Annotated in this window: 18 protein-coding genes; 8 read left to right on the forward strand and 10 right to left on the reverse strand. The window is 60.1% G+C overall.

Features of this window, described 5'->3' with window-relative positions:
• Positions 1-257: 257 nt before the first annotated feature.
• Both BT119_RS06635 and BT119_RS06640 read left to right on the forward strand, forming a co-directional pair.
• A complete protein-coding gene (locus tag BT119_RS06635; protein WP_003367368.1) occupies positions 258-752 on the forward strand; it encodes a cytochrome c oxidase assembly protein in 495 nt (164 codons plus the stop codon).
• A gap of 69 nt (positions 753-821) precedes the next feature.
• Positions 822-1,454 carry an SCO family protein gene (locus BT119_RS06640; RefSeq protein ID WP_072365361.1) on the forward strand — a complete coding sequence of 211 codons (633 nt, stop codon included), beginning with the start codon at positions 822-824 and terminating at the stop codon, positions 1,452-1,454.
• Positions 1,455-1,688: 234 nt separating this feature from the next.
• Here BT119_RS06640 and BT119_RS06645 read toward each other — a convergent pair whose 3' ends face one another.
• From BT119_RS06645 to BT119_RS06655, 3 genes are read right to left on the reverse strand one after another with little or no spacing between them, the layout of a single operon-like run.
• Complete coding sequence (locus tag BT119_RS06645; RefSeq protein WP_003432230.1) at positions 1,689-2,462, reverse strand: MetQ/NlpA family ABC transporter substrate-binding protein; 774 nt, start codon at positions 2,460-2,462, stop codon at positions 1,689-1,691.
• A 50-nt stretch (positions 2,463-2,512) separates the two neighbouring features.
• Positions 2,513-3,187, reverse strand: a complete 675-nt coding sequence (locus BT119_RS06650) for a methionine ABC transporter permease (protein WP_003317371.1) — start codon at positions 3,185-3,187, stop codon at positions 2,513-2,515.
• Positions 3,187-4,194, reverse strand: coding sequence for a methionine ABC transporter ATP-binding protein (locus tag BT119_RS06655; protein WP_003317372.1), 1,008 nt, complete (start codon positions 4,192-4,194; stop codon positions 3,187-3,189). The genes BT119_RS06650 and BT119_RS06655 overlap by 1 nt, the downstream gene beginning before the upstream one ends.
• A gap of 307 nt (positions 4,195-4,501) precedes the next feature.
• Here BT119_RS06655 and katE point away from each other — a divergent pair, with 307 nt between their 5' ends.
• Entirely contained in the window at positions 4,502-6,652 is a 2,151-nt protein-coding gene (gene katE, locus BT119_RS06660; RefSeq protein WP_072365151.1) for a catalase HPII, read from the forward strand.
• 151 nt (positions 6,653-6,803) lie between these two features.
• Here katE and BT119_RS06665 read toward each other — a convergent pair whose 3' ends face one another.
• From BT119_RS06665 to BT119_RS06680, 4 genes are read right to left on the reverse strand one after another with little or no spacing between them, the layout of a single operon-like run.
• On the reverse strand, positions 6,804-7,520 hold the full coding sequence (locus tag BT119_RS06665) for a PA5502 family lipoprotein (RefSeq protein ID WP_054081227.1): 717 nt from the start codon (positions 7,518-7,520) through the stop codon (positions 6,804-6,806).
• Positions 7,521-7,558: 38 nt separating this feature from the next.
• On the reverse strand, positions 7,559-8,347 hold the full coding sequence (znuB, locus tag BT119_RS06670; protein ID WP_003432227.1) for a zinc ABC transporter permease subunit ZnuB: 789 nt from the start codon (positions 8,345-8,347) through the stop codon (positions 7,559-7,561).
• Entirely contained in the window at positions 8,340-9,128 is a 789-nt protein-coding gene (znuC, locus tag BT119_RS06675; protein WP_044309706.1) for a zinc ABC transporter ATP-binding protein ZnuC, read from the reverse strand. The genes znuB and znuC overlap by 8 nt, the downstream gene beginning before the upstream one ends.
• Positions 9,128-9,610, reverse strand: coding sequence for a Fur family transcriptional regulator (locus BT119_RS06680; RefSeq protein ID WP_003425978.1), 483 nt, complete (start codon positions 9,608-9,610; stop codon positions 9,128-9,130). The genes znuC and BT119_RS06680 overlap by 1 nt, the downstream gene beginning before the upstream one ends.
• 67 nt (positions 9,611-9,677) lie before the next feature.
• Here BT119_RS06680 and znuA point away from each other — a divergent pair, with 67 nt between their 5' ends.
• Entirely contained in the window at positions 9,678-10,619 is a 942-nt protein-coding gene (gene znuA, locus BT119_RS06685) for a zinc ABC transporter substrate-binding protein ZnuA (protein WP_072365153.1), read from the forward strand.
• 239 nt (positions 10,620-10,858) lie between these two features.
• Here the strand turns inward: znuA and BT119_RS06690 are convergent, their stop codons facing one another.
• Positions 10,859-11,809: a homoserine kinase gene (locus tag BT119_RS06690; protein WP_003367386.1), complete on the reverse strand. Its 951-nt coding sequence runs from the start codon at positions 11,807-11,809 to the stop codon at positions 10,859-10,861.
• Between the two features lie 36 nt (positions 11,810-11,845).
• Entirely contained in the window at positions 11,846-12,133 is a 288-nt protein-coding gene (locus BT119_RS06695) for a DUF2782 domain-containing protein (RefSeq protein WP_003367388.1), read from the reverse strand.
• Positions 12,134-12,207: 74 nt separating this feature from the next.
• Between BT119_RS06695 and polA the strand changes: the two genes are divergently transcribed.
• Positions 12,208-14,973, forward strand: coding sequence for a DNA polymerase I (polA, locus tag BT119_RS06700; protein WP_044309703.1), 2,766 nt, complete (start codon positions 12,208-12,210; stop codon positions 14,971-14,973).
• 241 nt (positions 14,974-15,214) lie between these two features.
• Here polA and yihA read toward each other — a convergent pair whose 3' ends face one another.
• Entirely contained in the window at positions 15,215-15,850 is a 636-nt protein-coding gene (gene yihA / locus BT119_RS06705; RefSeq protein ID WP_003341625.1) for a ribosome biogenesis GTP-binding protein YihA/YsxC, read from the reverse strand.
• Positions 15,851-16,144: 294 nt separating this feature from the next.
• Between yihA and BT119_RS06710 the strand changes: the two genes are divergently transcribed.
• From BT119_RS06710 to BT119_RS06720, 3 genes are read left to right on the forward strand one after another with little or no spacing between them, the layout of a single operon-like run.
• Positions 16,145-16,789 (forward strand): thiol:disulfide interchange protein DsbA/DsbL, encoded by a 645-nt coding sequence (locus BT119_RS06710; RefSeq protein WP_003432225.1) that lies wholly within the window; start codon positions 16,145-16,147, stop codon positions 16,787-16,789.
• Positions 16,790-16,798: 9 nt separating this feature from the next.
• A complete protein-coding gene (locus BT119_RS06715; RefSeq protein WP_003367393.1) occupies positions 16,799-17,674 on the forward strand; it encodes an endonuclease/exonuclease/phosphatase family protein in 876 nt (291 codons plus the stop codon).
• Entirely contained in the window at positions 17,671-19,743 is a 2,073-nt protein-coding gene (locus BT119_RS06720) for a GGDEF domain-containing protein (protein WP_072365155.1), read from the forward strand. The genes BT119_RS06715 and BT119_RS06720 overlap by 4 nt, the downstream gene beginning before the upstream one ends.
• Positions 19,744-19,772 lie beyond the last annotated feature (29 nt).

Genomic DNA, 19,772 nt, shown 5'->3' on the forward strand with positions numbered 1-19,772 from the left:
TCAGACCCCATGGTTCGTTGATGGAGAGTCATACGTTAGCTTGCTTAACTAAATGCTTAAGACGGTTTTGCTATATGCAACTCACATTTAGATACATTTGCGCTATCAGGGCATATTTTGCTCAACTTTTGACCGAAAACGACTGCCTTCCCCCGGCGATGCGGGTGCGCTGCAGTTCGCGTTTTGAATAAGCAGGCTACTCTGAAGTCGCCCGCAGCTATTTCGACACGCTGTCAGACATAAAAAGTGAGCCACGCATGAGCCAGCCTCTTTTGTCCAAACAGCTCGTTCTGCGTTTGACGTGTTTAATAGTGATCATGTTGATGTGCGGATTGGCATTGCCGTCGCTTTACGGCGTGCTAACCGGACACAACGACAATGGCGTAGCGGGTCAGGACGCTTCACGCCAGATCGATGTGCTGTTCACTGCCGGCAATGCAGCGGGGATGACCTGGGCGTTCTACCCGCAGTCGCGCCAGATGCAGGTCCATCCCGGAGCGCTCAACGAGATGATCTTCATCGCGCAGAACCCGACCGACAGACCGATGAAAGCCCAGGCCGTACCGGGTATTTCGCCCGGAAAGGCCGCAGCGTGGTTTCACAAGACCGAATGCTTCTGCTTCACCCAACAGACATTACAGCCGGGCGAGCACATCGAGATGCCGGTACGCTTCATCGTCGACCGTGACATACCCGAGGATGTAAAACGTCTGACGCTGGCCTATACGCTGTTCGATGTCACCACGCCCTAGATCTAGGCTCGGTGCGCAATATAGGCCATCATCCCCGGCCGCATGCCGATCACTACCCGCGCCGACACCATGACCCGTACTCAGAAAACCGTTTTCATTGTTGCTGCCATTGTCGCCCTGCTTCTGGGCGTGATCCTCAGCCAGGTGCTGACTGGCCGCACCCCACAGGACCAGGCGGCGCTCAACGACGCCGGTATTGTGCTGCTCCCCAAAAGCCGCCAGTTACCGGCCCTGAGCATGACCGACCAGAACGGCGTGGCTGTAGCGCTTGATGGCTTGAAAGACCAATGGACGTTGATGTTCTTCGGCTACACCTTCTGCCCGGACATCTGCCCCACGACCCTGGCGCAGATCAAGCAGATCAGGACCGAGCTGCCCGAAGAGACAGTCAAGCGCATGCGGGTGGTACTGGTCAGCGTCGACCCGAACCGCGACACGCCGCAGCAGCTCAAGCAATACCTGGGCTACTTCGACCCGCAGTACATCGGCCTGACGGCGCCTGTCGCTGATATCCAGACACTGGCCAATGCCGTGAGCATTCCGTTCATTCCCGCAGACACCAGCAAAGCGAACTACTTCGTCGATCACAGCGGTAATCTGGCTTTGATCGGCCCGGATGGTACGCAGCGAGGCTTTATCCGCGCACCGCTGAACAATCAGAAGCTGGTGAAGCAATTGCCGGGGCTGCTGGAAAGAGATTAGGGCCTGTGAGATTCCTGCGGGAGTGACCGGGGCGGCGATCCGCATTGCTCACGAAGACTTGGTCCAAACGCTCTATTTTCTGGAGGCTTTACCGGCCTCTTCGCGAGCAAGCTCGCTCCCACGACGCGCCTGTATAACTATGAGCGCAGAGCGTGGGAGCGATAAGGTGTTCCCGACGCTCTGCGTCACAAGGGACGCAGAGCACTGGCGCGAGAACCGCAAGGTACAATCGGATCAGAACGCCGGAACCACAGCGCCTTTGTACTTCTCGGTCAGGAATGTTTTCACTTCCGGGCTCTGCAAGGCGGCCACCAGCTTCTTCATCGCGTCCGAGTCCTTGTTGTCCGGGCGGGCCACCAGAATGTTCGCGTAGGGCGAATCGGCACCTTCGATGATCAGCGCGTCCTTGGTCGGGTCGAGCTTGGCACTCAGGGCGTAGTTGGTGTTGATCAGCGCCAGATCGACCTGAGTCAGGACGCGGGGCAGCGTGGCCGCTTCCAGTTCACGGAATTTCAGGTCTTTCGGGTTATTCACGACATCCGAAGGCTTGGACAGGATATTGCCCGGCTCTTTCAGGGTGATCAGACCTGCCTTGGCCAGCAGCAGCAAGGCGCGGCCTTCGTTGGTGGCGTCATTGGGCAGGGCGACATTGGCGCCGTTGGGAAGCTCCGCCAGCGTCTTGAACTTGTCGGAGTAAGCGCCGAAAGGCTCGATGTGCACCTTGGCCACGGCCACCAGATCAGTGCCTTTGCCCTTATTGAACTCATCTAGATACGGCTGGTGCTGGAAGAAATTCGCGTCCATACGGTTCTGCGACACCTGCACGTTAGGCTGAATGTAGTCATTGAACACCTTGATGTTCAAATCCACGCCTTCTTTGGCCAGGGTCGGTTTGACGAACTCGAGGATCTCGGCGTGCGGCACGGCAGAGGCCGCGACGGTCAGGGTTTCGTTGGCTTGCGCGGACAAGGCGGTGACAGCGGCGAATATGGCCAATAGTTTCTTCATGCAACAACTCCTTCGGGCCCGCACAGGCGGGCCAATACCAACGGATTCGATCAACGATGTGTGAAATGCGCGACCAGTCTGTCGCCGATGGTCTGCAGAATCTGCACCAGCACCAGCAACAATACGACCGTCACGAACATCACATCGTTCTGGAAGCGTTGATAACCATAACGAATCGCCAGGTCGCCCAGCCCGCCAGCGCCCACCGCACCGGCCATGGCCGTGAACGACACCAGCGCAATGGCGGTCACCGTGATCGCCGCCAGAATGCCGGGGCGCGCCTCAGGCAGCAGCGCCTTGACGATGATCTGCCGGGTCGTCGCGCCCATGGCCTGCGTGGCTTCGATGATGCCGCGATCCACTTCGCGCAAGGCGGTCTCTACCAGGCGCGCAAAGAACGGCGTGGCACCGGCGATCAGCGGCGGCAACGTGCCGAGGATGCCCAGTGACGTACCGGTAATGATCTCGGTCAACGGCATCATCACGATCAGCAGGATGATGAACGGCAGCGCGCGCAGCATGTTGACGATCACCCCGACCGTCGCATACAGCTGCTTGTGCTCCAGCAACTGACGCGGCGAGGTGAGAAACATCAGCACGCCCAGCGGCAGGCCGAGCAGGATGGTGAAACCGAGCGATACACCGAGCATGATCAGCGTGTCGCCAGTGGCCACCCAGATCTCGTACCAGTCGACATTGGAAAACAGGTTCAGAAAAGCGTCCATCAGCGCAGCACCTCCATATGAACATCAGCGGCGGTGAAGCGCGCGAAGGCGGCGTCCATGTCGCCGCCGGTGATGGCCAGCGTCAACTGCCCGTAAGGGGTGTCCTTGATGCGGTCGATACGACCGGCGAGGATGCTGTAATCGACGCCGGTTTCCCGCGCCACCGTGCCGAGCAACGGCGCGTAGGTGGCCTCGCCCTGAAACGTCAGACGCACGATACGGCCCTGAACGTGAGCGAAATCATCGCGCTGTTCGTTTTCGTCGACCTGCTCGTCTTCCTGCACAAAGCGCCTGGTGGTCGGGTGTTGTGGATGCAGAAACACATCAGCGACCCTGCCGTGCTCGACAATCACCCCGGCGTCCATCACGGCCACCTGATCGCAGACGCGACGAATCACGTCCATCTCATGGGTGATGAGCACGATGGTCAGCTTCAGCTCACGATTGATCTCGGCCAGCAGTTGCAAGACCGACGCAGTGGTCTGCGGGTCCAGTGCGCTGGTGGCTTCATCGCACAGCAGGATTTTGGGTTTGGTAGCCAATGCGCGGGCGATGCCGACACGCTGCTTCTGGCCGCCCGACAGTTGTGCCGGGTACTTTTTGGCGTGATCGGACAATCCGACCCGCTCCAGCAACTCGGCCACACGCTGGTCGATCTGCTTGCGCGGCATATCGCCTGCCAGGGTCAGCGGCATGGCGACGTTGTCGGCCACGGTTTTGGACGCCAGCAGATTGAAGTGCTGGAAAATCATCCCGACCTGTTGGCGGAAACGGCGCAGGCCATTGGCGTCGAGCGCAGTGACGTCTTCGCCATCGACCACGATCTGTCCACCACTCGGGGTTTCCAGGCGGTTGATCAGACGCAGCAAGGTACTTTTGCCCGCGCCGGAGTGGCCGATGATGCCGAACACCTGGCCACTGTCGACGCGCAGGCTGGTGGGGTGCAGGGCCGGTATTTCCTTGCCTGCCACCCGATAGGTTTTGTGGACGTTATGAAACTCGATCACGGAGCGAACCTTGTGGGGGCGCGTTAAAAAATCAGCGCAGTGGATCAATTCCACTTGCTTCGTTACCTCGGCCAGATTGAGCCGGGCGCGCATTTTAGCCTGTCCTGCCCGCTGTGCTTAGCATTTATTTGCAGGCTGTCCTGCGCAATGGACATAACACGACCGTTGGTGATCGCAGGTCGAAAATAAAAGGAACGGCTGTTTTTTGCTCCGGTCACTTCTTGGATACCGTGATTTCCCGCTTACGCCAGGGAAGTCGTATTCAGCGAACCCAACTCAATGATTGGGGCGAGATAAGGAGTCTCTGATGGCTAGCAAGAACGCACCACCTGTAACCCAAACGCCCAAGAGCGAATTGGCAGGTACCGACACTCTGGACCGTGGCAATACCAACGAGAAGCTGGAAAGCCTTGAGCAGTTCCGCTCGGACGCGACCCAGCAGGCCCTGCGCACCAATCACGGTGTCAAGATTTCCGATAACCAGAACACACTGAAAGTCGGCAGCCGCGGCCCATCGCTGCTTGAAGACTTCATCATGCGTGAAAAGATCACGCACTTTGACCATGAGCGTATTCCGGAGCGTATCGTCCACGCCCGCGGTACTGCAGCACATGGCTATTTCCAGACTTACGAAGACCACGGCGCCCTGAGTAAAGCAGGCTTCCTGCGCGACCCGGGCAAAAAGACCCCTGTGTTCGTGCGGTTCTCCACCGTTCAGGGCCCACGCGGCTCGGGCGACACCGTGCGTGACGTGCGTGGCTTTGCCGTCAAGCTCTACACCGACGAAGGCAACTTCGACCTGGTGGGCAACAACATGCCGGTGTTCTTCATTCAGGACGCCATCAAGTTTCCTGACTTCGTGCACGCGGTGAAACCCGAACCGCATAACGAAATCCCGACGGGCGGCTCGGCTCACGACACCTTCTGGGACTTCGTCTCGCTGGTGCCGGAATCCGCGCACATGGTGCTGTGGACCATGTCCGACCGTGCGATCCCGAAAAGCCTGCGCACCATGCAGGGCTTTGGTATCCACACCTTCCGCTTCATCAACACCGAAGGTAAGTCGAGCTTCGTGAAGTTCCACTGGAAGCCCAAGTTCGGCGTGTGCTCGCTGGTCTGGGACGAAGCACAGAAGCTCGCCGGCAAGGACACCGATTTCCACCGCCGCGACCTGTGGGAGTCCATCGAGATGGGCGACTATCCGGAATGGGAACTGGGTGTACAGATCGTTGCCGAGGAGGACGAGCACAAGTTCGACTTCGACCTGCTCGATCCGACCAAGATCATCCCGGAAGAGCTGGTGCCGGTCACCCCGCTGGGCAAGATGGTCTTGAACCGTAACCCGGACAACTATTTCGCCGAAACCGAGCAGGTTGCCTTCTGCCCGGGCCATATCGTGCCGGGTATCGATTTCTCCAACGACCCGCTGCTGCAAGGTCGCCTGTTCTCCTACACCGACACGCAGATCAGCCGTCTGGGTGGGCCGAACTTCCACGAAATCCCGATCAACCGTCCGATTGCGCCGAACCACAACGGTCAGCGTGACGCACAGCATCGCACCACTATCGACAAGGGCCGCGCGTCCTACGAGCCGAACTCGATCGATGGCGGCTGGCCGAAAGAAACCCCTGCCGGCCCGGTAGATGGCGGCTTCGAGACCTACCCTGAGCGCGTTGAAGCGCACAAGGTGCGTGAGCGCAGCGAATCGTTCGGCGATCACTTCTCGCAGGCCACCCTGTTCTTCCAGAGCATGAGCCATCACGAGAAAGAGCACATCATCGCGGCCTACAGCTTCGAGTTGGGCAAGGTCGAGCGCGAGTACATCCGTGCCCGTCAGGTCAACGAGATTCTGGCCAACATCGATCTGGAGCTGGCCAAACGTGTAGCTGCCAACCTGGGCTTGCCAGCACCGACAGCCGGTACCGTACCTGCGCGTCAGACATCGGTAAAAGAGTCGCCGGCGCTGAGCCAGGTCAACCTGCTGTCTGGCGATATCGTTTCGCGCAAGGTTGCCATTCTTGTGGCTGACGGCGTCGACGGCAAAGCGGTCGAAGCCATGAAGGCTGCACTGACTGCCGAAGGCGCACACGCCAAGGTATTGGGCCCGACCTCCGCACCGGTCAAGACAGCTGACGGCAAGAGCCTGCCAGTGGACGCATCGGCTGAAGGCCTGCCTTCGGTAGCGTTCGACGCAGTGTTCGTGCCGAGTGGCAAGGCTTCGATCGAAGCCCTGAAAGGCGACGGCGTGGCATTGCACTTCATCCTGGAAGCCTACAAGCACCTCAAGGCCATCTCCTTTGCCGGGGAAGCCAAAGAGCTGTTTAGCCTGCTACGCCTGGAAGAAGATGCCGGGCTGCTTGAAGTGTCCGATAGCAAATCGTTCAAAGCGTTCTTCAACGCGATTGCTCAGCACCGTGTGTGGGATCGTGAAGTGAAAGCCAAGGCTGTTCCGGCTTGATCTGACGCTGCTACATCGCTCCCACGCTCCGGCGTGGGAGCGCCTTTCTGAACGTTCTCGCCCCCACATAGACTCCCCAACACTTCTCGTTCCTCACGCTCCGCGTGGGAATGCAGTTCTGGACGCTCTGCGTCCGCTTTGGAGGATCGACTCAGGGCTTCGCTGGCGTCAGGATGATCTGCGCTTTTTCATTGCGCTCGATCTGGCGACGCAATTGCAGCTCGAAATCCGGATTGGCCTTGACCACCCGCTTGGTCAGCAACGTGGCCAGCCACGGATAGTCTTCGGTGCGCGGCACCACCATCAGCACTTCACAGTTGAACGCTACGGTATCCGCCGCGATATCGTCCAGTTGACGACGCAATGCACGCATATCGCCGATCTTGAGTTCAATTGTCGTGCTTTCTGCCGACGGATCGATGAGCTTGGCAACCCTTCTGGCTTCGGCCGCCTTCAAATCCTCTTCGGCTTTTTCCAGCTCGGCCTTGCGCGCATGGGCAATGGCGCCGTTGACGCCGCTGGTCAGCGCCGGTGCCTTGGGCATCAGGGCGCGTGCGCGGCTCAGCGCAGAGGCCGCCGCGTTCATGTCACCCTTCTGCAGGCTGATCTGGCTGCGGCTCAGATAGGCTTCGGCCAAACGACGCTGAAAAGGCTCAAGACGGATGTCGGCAGGATTGGCAGCCTGCAACGCCGCCAATTGGTCCTCAGCCGTTGCCAGCTCATTACCGGCGATGTTCTGCTCAAGCTGAGCGAACGCGTCAGGCTGGGCCTCGGAGGCAGGCGTCTCGACAGTGGGCGCACTCTGGCAGGCACCCAGCAGGATGGAAAATGCGACAAGCAGCAGATAGCGTGGGGCGAACGGCTTCATTCCTGCGATTCTCTAGTTTGCGCAAAAAACGAGCAAGTCTACACCGCTCGCCTGGGTAGAACAAAGCTGAGCAAGAACAACGCTGCAGCGCAAACCACTATAGACGGTCCGGCAGGGGTGTCCTTGAACCACGACAATGATAGCCCGGCACACACGGCTATCACGCCCAACAGGCTTGCGCCCAGCGCCATTTGCTCCGGCGAACGGGCGTGACGCTGTGCCGCAGCCGCCGGGATGATCAACAGCGAGGTAATCAGCAGAACACCGACGATTTTCATCGCCACCGCGATCACCACGGCGATCAGCAGCATCAAGGTCATGCGCAGTGTAGCAACCGGCAGGCCCTCGACCCGCGCCAGTTCTTCGTGCACGGTCATTGCCAGCAGCGGGCGCCACAGCGCGACGATCAGCACCAAAACCAACGTGCTGCCGCCCAGAATCCAGCCCAGATCAGCCGGGCTGATAGCCAGCAGATCGCCGAACAGGTAGGCCATCAGGTCGATGCGCACTTCGTGCATGAAACTGAGCACCACCAGCCCCAGCGACAAGGTGCTTGGTGCCAGAATCCCCAACAGCGTGTCCGAGGCCAGCGGTTGGCGCTGTTGCAACGTGACCAGCAACACCGCCAGCAGCAGGCAGCCGAACGTCACCGCGATGGTCGGGCTGATATCCAGCAGGAAGCCCAACGCGACGCCGAGCAGCGCGGCGTGGGACAGTGTGTCGCCGAAATAAGCCATGCGCCGCCAGACCACGAATGATCCCAGCGGGCCAGCAACCACGGCCAGCGCAACGCCTGCGAGCAAGGCATACAGTAGAAAATCAGCCATGCTTGCAGCTGTCTCCGTGAACATGAGTATGAGGGAGGGACGCAGCGTCATTCACCACCGCGCCATGCAGATCATGGGCGTGGTCGTGATGGTGGTGATAAATCGCCAGGCTCTGCGCATTGTTGCCGAACAGCTCGACAAAGGCGGGGTCATGGCTGACCTGCTCGGGATGCCCGGAGCAGCAGACGTGACGGTTCAGACACACCACCTGATCGGTGGTGCTCATGACCAGATGCAGATCATGGGAAACCATCAACACGCCGCACTGGTGGCGGTCGCGCAGCCGGGTAATAAGGCTGTACAGCTCGGCCTGTCCGGCCACATCGACACCCTGCACCGGTTCGTCGAGGACCAGCAACTCAGGCTTGCGCAACAACGCGCGCGCCAGCAGAACACGCTGCATCTCGCCACCGGAAATGCCTTGAATCGGGCTGTCGATGACTTTCCCGGCGCCGACTTCTTCCAGCGCCGACGCTGCGGCCGTGCGATCCACACCGGGCACCAGACGCAGGAAACGCAGCACCGACAGCGGCAGCGTCTGGTCCACATGCAGCTTTTGCGGCATGTAGCCGACACGCAGCTTCGGCTTGCGCCAGACGCTACCGGCGTCGGGCTTGAGCAGCCCGAGCACCGCACGCACCAGCGTGGTCTTGCCTGCACCGTTGGGGCCGATCAAAGTGACGATCTCGCCGGGCTTGACGCTCAACTGGATGTCATCCAGGACATTTTGCCCGGAAAGCGTAACGGCGACCTTGTCCAGACGTATCAATGCATCCGACATCAAGCGGCCTTGCAGCCAGCGCACACGCCGACGATCTCGACCGTCTGGCCTTCGACCGCGAAGCCGACGCCTGCGGCGGCATCGACCACGGCATTGCTGATGGCCGGGTGCTGCAGCTCGATCGCCGCATGACACAGGCGGCAAATCAGGAACTGGCCCTGATGCGCGTGGGTGGGGTGGTTGCAGCCCGTGAAGGCATTGAGCGAGGCAATACGGTGCACCAGCCCGTTTTCCAGGAGGAAATCCAGCGCACGGTAAACGGTTGGCGGGGCCGCACGGCGACCGTCTTCATCACTCAGCACTGCAAGGATGTCGTAGGCACCCAGCGGCTTGTGGCTTTGCCAGACCAGTTCCAGCACGCGACGGCGCAAGGTGGTCAGGCGCAGACCCTGTTTGGCGCACAGCGCATCGGCTTCGGCGAGGGCCGAATGCACGCAGTGAGAGTGGTCATGGGGGCGACTGGCCAGGGGAGTATTGGGCATGAGCAGCGACGATATTGGCTAGAGACGTTATTATGTTACCCGTTCCTGGCTGATATGAGTGATTCGAGTGCGCCGTCTTTTAAATCTTGCTGCTGTTTTCTGGGTCAGCCTGCTGATCATCGCCCCTGCTCAGGCCGAAGTCCGAGTGCTGACCAGCATCAAGCCTCTGCAACTGATTGCAGCGGCTGTGCAGGATGGCGTCGGAACACCGGAAGTGCTTCTGCCACCGGGTGCATCACCGCATAACTATGCGCTGCGCCCATCCGACGTACGGCGCGTACAGGAAGTCGAGTTGCTCTACTGGATCGGCCCGGACATGGAAACCTTCCTGCCGCGCGTCCTTCAGGGCCGCAAACTGCCTGCAGTTGCCGTGCAGACGCTGCCGGGCATGCACTTGCGTCACTTTGGCGAAGACAATGCCTCGCATGATGACCACGAGCATGATCACGACAACGACGCAGACGAACATGACCACGACCACCGGCCCGGCAGTCTCGATTCGCACCTGTGGCTGTCGACCGTCAACGCGCGGGTGATCGCCGCAAAAATGGCCACTGACCTGAGCGCTGCCGACCCTTCCAATGCAGCACGCTACGCCAGCAACGCCGAGGCCTTCAGCAAACGCCTCGATACGCTGGACGGCCGTATCAAGCAGCGTGTCAGCGCAGTGGCAGGCAAGCCCTACTTCGTGTTCCACGAGGCCTTCGATTATTTCGAAGAGGCTTATGGGCTCAAGCATGCCGGGGTATTCGCCATCGCCGCCGAGATCCAGCCCGGCGCCCAGCACGTTGCCGCCATGCGCGAACGCCTGAAAGCTGCCGGCAAGACCTGCGTATTCAGCGAACCACCCCTGCGCCCGCGCCTGGCCGAAACCCTGAGCGCCGGCCTGCCGGTCAAACTGGCCGAACTGGATGGACTGGGCGGCTACACCCCGGCCACCGCGCAGGGTTACGAGCAAGTCCTGCAAAAGCTGGCGGATGATTTGGCAGGTTGCCTGAGCAGTCTCTGACCACATTGCAGCACTGCTGTGTGACGCGGAGCGTCACGAGCTGCATTCCCACGCTGGAGCGTGAGGAACGATAGTCGTCAGGGATAACACTATCGTGCCCATGCTCCGCGTGGGCATGCCGGTCTGGACGCTTCGCGTCCTCTTGCGACGCAGAGCGTCACGCACTGCATTCCCACGCGGAGCATGGGAACGAGAGTCAACCGTCCGACTGGTTCAGACGCGCGGAGACAGGTCTGGTCTCAGAGCGCAAACGGCAACGCAATGTGCGCTTCCTGGCGCTCGGCCAGGCGGCGCTCGAACTCCGCAGGGTCATGAATCAGCACGTCCTGACCGGCGAAGGTTTCGGCGGCGATCAAACGTGACAGCCAGAAACGCACGCAAGCGATACGCAACATTGTCGCCCAGAGCTTCGATTCCGCCGCCGTGAACGGTCGCAAGCCCGCATAGGCACCCAGCAAGGCACGGGCGCGGACAGCATCGAGCTGACCGTTTTCGCGGGAACACCAATCGTTGAGAGCAATCGCCAGGTCATACAGCATCGGCCCCGAACAGGCATTGTAGAAATCGATCAACCCGGTCAGGTGCGTCCCTTCGAACAGTACGTTGTCACGAAACAGGTCGGCATGCAGATTGGCACGCGGCAGCGCCATGATCTGTGGTTTGAACGCCTCGATCTCCTGAAGGCTGTTTTCAAGCAGCGCTCGCTGGGTCTCGCCCAGGTGCGACAGAAAATTGCGCCCCTCGCTCAACATCCAGTCCAGGCCGCGATCAGTCTTGCGCTCGACGATCTGCCCACGGGTCGCCAGATGCAGGTTGGCCAGCAACTCGCCAATCTGCACGCAATGCTGGGTGTTCGGCTCGCTGATGTGCTTGCCCGGCAGACGCGGCTGCAAAAGCGCCGGTTTGTCTGCCAGCTCGCGCAGCGCCTGACCATCGGTGGTGCGCAGCGCATAAGGCACCGGCAGATCGGCTTCATGCAGCACGTCGAGCAGTTCGATGAAGAACGGCATCTCCTGAACCGGGCCGCGCTCGACCAGCGTCAGCACGAACTCGCCCTGCTCCAGGCTGATGAAGTAATTGGTGTTTTCACTACCGGCAGCGATGCCCTGATAGTCAAGCAGACGGCCGAGCCCGTAAGGGGCGAGAAATGTTTCCAGCTCGGGCCGAGCCAGGGGGGTAAAAACGGACATATCAGGACTGCCAACGATTGAAGTGAATGTAGGGTGCTACCAGCTGAATATTTCCCACTGCGGGATCAGCATGTCCGGTTGGTCCGAACGAATGAAATTGGGGCTTGTACCATCGGCGCGCACCAGAAAATAGGGTTTGCCGTGTTTCGGGGTGATTTTAACCGCATACAGAAAGCCGTTCTGGCGATATTCCTGAATGGTTCTGTCACCGTCGGTGCGAATAGTAACGTCCGGCGCCGCTGAAGGTGGATCTTCTGCTGCAATAGCGAACAAAGGGCAAAAGGCCAACAGTCCGGTCAATATCAGTCGATTTACCTTGCACATGATAACCTTGTCCCTTTGTCGTCAATGGTTCGCGCATTCTAGCGCCGACCCCGCCGAAAAGGTTGATTCTGCTCATGACCCAAGCGCCACTCGTCCTGGTAGACGGTTCCTCTTACCTCTACCGCGCCTTCCACGCACTGCCACCACTGGCCACCTCCAAAGGATTGCCGACCGGTGCCGTCAAGGGCGTGCTCAACATGCTCAAAAGCCTGCGGCGCCAGTATCCGGAAAGCCCGCTCGCGGTGGTGTTCGACGCCAAGGGCGGGACGTTCCGTGATGCGCTGTACAACGACTACAAAGCCAACCGGCCGAGCATGCCGGACGATCTGCGTGTGCAGGTCGACCTGCTGCATGCCTGCGTCAAAGGCATGGGCTACCCGTTTCTGTGCGTCGAAGGCGTCGAAGCCGATGACGTGATCGGCACGCTGGCACGCAGCAGCGCGGCGGCCGATCGTCCAGTGGTGATTTCCACCGGCGACAAGGACATGGCGCAACTGGTCGACGGCCATATCACTCTGGTCAACACCATGACCGGCAGCGTGCTGGATGTCGCGGGCGTGAAAGAGAAATTCGGCGTCGGTCCGGAGCACATCATCGATTACCTGGCCCTGATGGGCGACAAGGTCGACAACATTCCCGGCGTGCCCGGCGTTGGCGAGAAGACCGCGGTCGGTTTGCTGGTCGGCATTGGCGGTGGCATCAAGGAGCTTTACGAGAACCTCGACAAGGTCGCCTCCCTGCCGATCCGTGGCGCCAAGACCCTGGCCGCCAAACTCGAAGAACATCGTGAGATGGCCTTTCTGTCTTACGAACTGGCGACCATCAAGATCGACGTCCCGCTGGACATCGAACTGGATCAGTTGCATTGCGGCGAGCCCGACCGCGACACGTTGATGGAGCTGTACGCCGAGCTGGAATTCAAGAGCTGGATCGAAGACCTGCAACGCGACGCCAAACGTGCCGGCCAGGAGCTGACCGTCGAAGAGCCGACCGTTGAGGCCAGAGAAGCGGCTTATGAAGTCATTCTTGAACAGGGCCAGTTCGATGCCTGGCTGAAGAAGCTGCAGGCCGCGCCACTGTTTGCCTTCGTCACCCAGAGCAACGGCACCGATGCCCAGCGTGCGCAACTGGTCGGCCTGTCCTTCGCCATTCAGACCCACGAAGCCGCTTACATTCCGCTGACCCATTCATACATGGGCGTGCCGCAGCAGCTGGACCGCGACACCGTGCTCAAGGCGCTCAAGCCGCTGCTGGAAGACCCGGACAAAATCAAGGTCGGCCAGCACGCCAAGTTCGCCATCAACCTGCTTGCCAATTGCGCGATCGACGGCGATCAGGCTCAAGGCATCGACCTGCAGGGCGTGCGCTTCGACACCATTCTGGAATCCTATGTACTGGACTCCACCGCCACCCGCCACGACCGCGACAGCCTGGTGGCCAAGTACCTGACGCACACGCCGATCAATTTCCAGGAGATTGCCGGCAAAGGCGCCAAACAACTGAGCTTTGACCAGATTGCCCTGGAGCAGGCGGGCAATTACGCCGCCGAAGAAGCGGACCTGACCCTGCGCCTGCATGAAGTCTTCGACGCACGGCTGGCCGCGATTCCGACCCTGCAGCCGGTATTGAACGATATCGAGATGCCGCTGGTGCCTGTGCTGGCACGTATCGAGCGCCAGGGCGCGCTGGTCGATGCCAACCTGCTGGGCATCCAGAGCGTCGAACTGGGCGACAAGATGACCGCGCTGGAACGCGAGGCCTTCGCCATTGCCGGCGAAGAGTTCAACCTCGGCTCGCCCAAGCAACTGGGCGTGATTCTCTACGAAAAACTTGGTATGCCGGTTCTCAGCAAGACCGCCACCGGTCAGGCATCGACTGCCGAGGCCGTGCTTGCCGAACTCGCGGAGCAGGATTTCCCGCTGCCCAAGGTGCTGATGCAATACCGCTCGATGAGCAAGCTCAAGAGCACCTACACCGACCGCCTGCCGGAGCAGATCAACCCGCGTACCGGGCGTATTCACACCTCCTATCATCAGGCGGTGGCGGTCACCGGGCGTTTGTCCTCCAGCGATCCGAACCTGCAGAACATCCCGATTCGTACTGCTGAAGGCCGGCGCATCCGTCAGGCGTTCGTGGCTCCGAAGGGCTACAAGCTGCTGGCCGCCGACTATTCGCAGATCGAACTGCGGATCATGGCGCATCTGGCCCAGGACGAAGGCTTGCTGCACGCATTCCGCAATGACCTGGACGTTCACCGTGCGACGGCTGCGGAGGTGTTTGGCGTCGAGTTGGAAAACGTCACCACTGACATGCGTCGCAGCGCCAAGGCGATCAACTTCGGCCTGATCTACGGCATGAGCGCGTTCGGCCTGGCCAAGCAGATTGGCGTCGATCGCAAGCAGTCACAGGCGTATGTCGACCGCTACTTCGCCCGCTACCCTGGCGTGCTGAACTACATGGAGCGCACCCGCGCCCAGGCTGCCGAGCAAGGTTTTGTCGAAACCATCTTCGGCCGCCGCCTGTACCTGCCGGACATCAACGCCAAAAACCAGTCCCTGCGCAAAGGCGCGGAACGCATGGCGATCAACGCGCCGATGCAGGGCACCGCTGCGGACATCATCAAGAAAGCCATGGTGGCGGTGAATGGCTGGCTGGACGAGTCCGGTCTGGATGCTCGGGTCATCCTGCAGGTTCACGACGAACTGGTGCTTGAAGTGCGCGAGGACCTGGTCGATCAGATCAGTGAACAGATCCGTCCACACATGAGCGGCGCAGCGGAACTGGCCGTGCCGTTGCTGGTGGAAGTGGGGGTTGGCAACAATTGGGACGAGGCTCACTGAGCCTGAAGAGGCGAACCTGTGCGCAGGTTCGTCAAATATTGTAGGAAATGTGAACTTTTCTTCACTGCTGGAACTTAACCGTTTGGACAGGAGTCAGACGTGTCGATTGGTTGAAAAATCGATCGTGCTCCTAGTTGTGTTAAGTGTTGGCAGTTATCCAGATCCCACCCTAAGGTCTGGACCTTAAGCCCCGGAACTTCCCCCTCCCCATGCGAAGTCCGGGGTCTTTTTTGCCTGCGATTTACTCCGCAGGCGCCTTGTCTTCCAGTTCCATCCAGTCGGCCAGCACGGTGTAAGCCTCTTCCAGCCCCATGCGCTTGGGAGCCGAGAACAACTGGATGCTCACTGCATCGCCCCAGCCTTTGCGAATCTCGGCCTGAACCTTGAGCAGCGTGTTCTTGGCCGCGCCGTAGGTCAGCTTGTCGGCCTTGGTCAACAGAATGTGCATCGGCATGTTGCTGGCGATGGCCCAGTCCAGCATCAGCACGTCGAAGTCGGTCATTGGATGACGGATATCCATCATCAGGATCAGACCCTTCAGGCTTTCGCGGCTGCCCAGGTAGGCTTCCAGGTGACGCTGCCAGTGCAGTTTGAGCGGGATGGGCACTTTGGCGTAGCCGTAACCAGGCAGGTCGACCAGACGGCGATCTTCGTCCAGGCCGAAAAAATTCAGCAACTGGGTACGCCCCGGGGTCTTGGATGTGCGCGCCAGGCTGGCGTGGGTCAGGGTGTTCAGCGCACTCGATTTGCCCGCGTTGGAGCGACCGGCAAATGCGACCTCAAAACCTTCGTCGTCGGGGCATTGGTCGACCTTGGCGGCGCTGAGCATGAACGTGGCCTGTTGGCACAGACCGAGAATGGGGTTTTTGAGTTGCATGTGATTTCCGGTGAAGACCTGCCTGCAAGGGGTGCGGCAAGAGGTGTCGGTTTCGTTTGGATGCGTGCGCATATAATGACACACCTGTCCCCCGGCCCACACTCACACCGTATCGCGCCGCTCTGACCGGTGTGCTGGAACATTCAGACATGACCTGCTTCACTCCTTATGCAAAAAGGCCGTCCGCGGTCGCCCATTTTTACAACCTCAGCGTTACACTAACGAACTCAGGCTTTCGCGTCCGGTCGAAACCACCGTCGCTTGAAGGCGATTCAATCTGCTCAGGAGTAAAGCATGCGTAATCTGATCATCAGCGCCGCTCTGGTTGCCGCCAGTCTGTTCGGTATGTCCGCCCAGGCCGCCACGCCCATCGAGGCAGGCAAGCAATACGTCGAGCTGGCGAGCGCTGTGCCTGTTGCCGAGCCAGGCAAGATCGAAGTCGTCGAGCTGTTCTGGTATGGCTGCCCGCACTGCTACGCGTTCGAGCCAACGATCAATCCGTGGATTGAAAAACTGCCGTCCGACGTCAAGTTCGTACGCATCCCTGCCATGTTCGGCGGCCCGTGGGATGCACACGGCCAGCTGTTCATCACCCTCGACACCATGGGCGTCGAGCACAAGGTTCACGCCGCCGTATTCGAAGCCATCCAGAAAGGCGGCAAGCGTCTGACCGACAAGAATGACATGGCTGACTTCGTCGCCACACAGGGCGTGAACAAGGAAGACTTCCTGAAAACGTTCGACTCTTTCGCAGTCAAGGGCAAGATCGCCCAGTACAAGGAACTGGCCAAGAAGTACGAAGTGACTGGCGTTCCGACCATGATCGTCAATGGCAAGTACCGCTTTGACCTGGGTTCTGCCGGTGGTCCGGAAAAGACCCTGGAAGTTGCCGATCAACTGATTGCCAAAGAGCGAGCGGCTAGCACAGCCGCCAAGTAAGCGCACATCATGCGCCGCTGGGGCAAAGGCAGTACCCGTATCGTTGGCCTGCATGATCCGCAGGTCAACGAACATCATCTGCTGCAAAACGGCTTGCCGGAAGACGGCAGGCTGCGTTTGCTCAGTTTCAATATCCAGGTGGGTATCAGTACCCAGCGCTACCATCATTACCTGACGCGCAGCTGGCAGCATTTGCTGCCGCATGGCGGTCGAGCTGGCAACCTGCAGAAGATCGGCGATCTGATCAATGAATTCGATCTGGTGGCACTGCAGGAAGTCGACGGCGGCAGCATGCGCTCCGGCTTCATCAACCAGGTCGAGCACCTTGCCCAGCTGGGTGGTTTTCCGTACTGGTATCAACAACTCAATCGCAACCTCGGGCGCCTGGCGCAGCACAGCAATGGTGTGTTGAGCCGTCTGCGCCCGACCAAGATCGAGGATCATCCGCTGCCGGGTCCTGCCGGGCGCGGCGCAATTCTCGTGCGTTTCGGCGAGGGCGAAGATGCCCTTGTCGTGGTCATGATGCACCTGGCGCTGGGGACCCGAACCCGAACCCGGCAGCTCGCCTACATTCGCGAACTGATCGGCGGTTACCGCCATCAAGTGCTGATGGGCGACATGAACACCCATGCCAACGACCTGCTGGAACACTCGCCGCTACGGGACCTGGGGCTTTTGGCTCCGCAGATAGAAGCAACCTTCCCCAGTTGGCGACCACAACGTTGCCTCGATCACATTTTGCTCAGCCCGACACTGACGCTCGAACGTGTGCAGGTGCTGGCACAGCCCATTTCCGATCATCTGCCTGTCGCTGTCGAGATTCGCCTGCCTGACTCACTGCGTGGGGACTCACTGCCTGTGCCCTCTGGTGGAAGCCTTGCATGAGCGACGACGCGGAGCGTTGGAAAGAGAAATACCTTAAAGGGATCGAGCAACAGGACAAGCTCGAAAAGCGCTGGGATGCGCGGCTCGATTTGTTGCGACGCGGTCTGGTACGCAGCAGTCTGGCGGCAGAGGGCTCTGACCGCGCCGTCGACGAATGCATGAAGGAGATGCGCGAAATTGTCCGCAAGGATGATATGGACGCGGGCCTGGCAGCCCTGATCCCGCGCCTCGAAAAGGCCGTACTGGACTCTGAACAACGCCGCGAAGTACGGGCCGCGCAAATCAGCTCGGCACTGACCGCACTGGTTGCGCAGCTGCAGTCATTGCCGCTGCCACGCGACGTACGCAAGCCACTCAAGCGCTTTGCCAAGGAGCTTGAAGAGCGTGCCTCACAAGCCCGTGAGCTGCCCCTGCTGCTCGGCGAGTTGAGCAATTTGCAGGGCCAGGCCCTGACCCAGGTTGAAAAACCCGAGGAAGGTCCGCGCCAGGGATTGCTGCAACGCCTGTTCGGTTCGCGCGAAGGCCAAGGCAACGATACTCATCCCGAGGCTGCTCACCCCGAAGACCCCACCTCGGCACCGGACACGCATGAGCCCGATGCAGAGCCGCAGGCAGCAAGCACTCACGCCCCGGCAGACATCTCTCATGGCGAAGCCGAGGTCGATGACTCACCTGCCACCGTAGCCACCTCGGCCACAGACAGCACACCGCCCACGCCTGCCCCGGAAACCGATACGCCTGCCGTCGTGACACCCGCCGCTGCAACGCCTGAAGAACCTGCACCATCGGTCACGGCTGCGGATGTTGCTCCAGCACCGGCAGAGTCCTTCGCCGAACCTGCACCTGTCACTGTCGAACCCATCGATTTCGCGGATCTCCTGGCGCCTGTTCCGTCAGTGCCCTATCAACAACGGCCCGCGCCAATCGACGCGACAGTTGAAGAACCCGACGCAGAGGCCGAGCAGCAGCCCGAGACGGCAGAAGGCGAAGAAGGCTACGCGCTACCCTCATCACCCGAGCCCAGCTACAGCTCGGTGGCTGCGCATATTGAACAAACCCTGCTGGGCCTGCTGGACGACCTGACCCTCTCCGAGCACTTTCGCCCGCAGGTCGAGGATATGCAGTTACGCTTGAAACATGGGCTTAACTGGTACGAATTGCTGCCGATCCTCGACGATATGGCGGTGCTGATGCTGGCGATCAACAACGGCGGTCAACAGGAGTTCGGCACCTACCTCAAGCAGCTCAATGAACGGCTCGAATCGTTTCAGAGCCACTTGCAGGCGGCCAGTGAAGATCACGCCGAGGATCAGTCCACCGCGCGTGACCTCAACGACCAGTTGCGCGAACAAGTGGGCGGCCTGCAAAGCAGTGTCCAGGACGCCTCCGATCTGCCCAGCCTCAAGCGGGTGCTCGACAATCGGCTTGAAGCCCTGCTCGGCACCATGGATCACTACCAGCTCAAGCGCGATGCCCGCGAGCGCGAAGTGGCCTCGCGACTGCAAGGTCTGGCAGCCCGCGTCGCGAGTATGGAACAGGAAGCCCTGGGTTTCAGGACGCACCTGGAAGAACAGCGTCAAAAGGCCCTGATTGACCCGCTCACCGGACTGCCCAATCGAGCAGCCTGGGGCGAGCGCCTCGAACAAGAAATGGCCCGGTGGCAGGAAGAAAAAAACAGTCTGTTGGTCTGCATTCTGGACCTGGACCATTTCAAACGCATCAACGATGGTTACGGGCATCTGGCTGGCGACAAGGTATTGAAGATTGTCGCCAATGTGTTCAGCAAACGCCTGCGCGCCAACGACTTCCTCGCACGCTTTGGCGGCGAAGAATTTGTCATGCTGCTGCCTGCAACACCTCCTGCCACGGGGCTGACGCTGCTCGACGAACTGCGCGCCGCCGTAGAGTCATGCCCCTTCCACTTCAAGGGTGAGCGAGTCACCATCACCGTGTCCATTGGCCTGACGGCTTTTCGCCCCGGAGAACGGAGCGACACCGCTATCAAACGTGCCGACCAGGCGCTTTACAAGGCCAAGGAGAACGGCCGGAACCGCATCGAACAAGGCTGACTGAAACATTTTGACCTGAACAAATAGTC

This window comes from Pseudomonas sp. NFACC10-1, from assembly GCF_900119195.1.
GTDB classification, from domain to species: Bacteria; Pseudomonadota; Gammaproteobacteria; order Pseudomonadales; family Pseudomonadaceae; genus Aquipseudomonas; species Aquipseudomonas cerasi.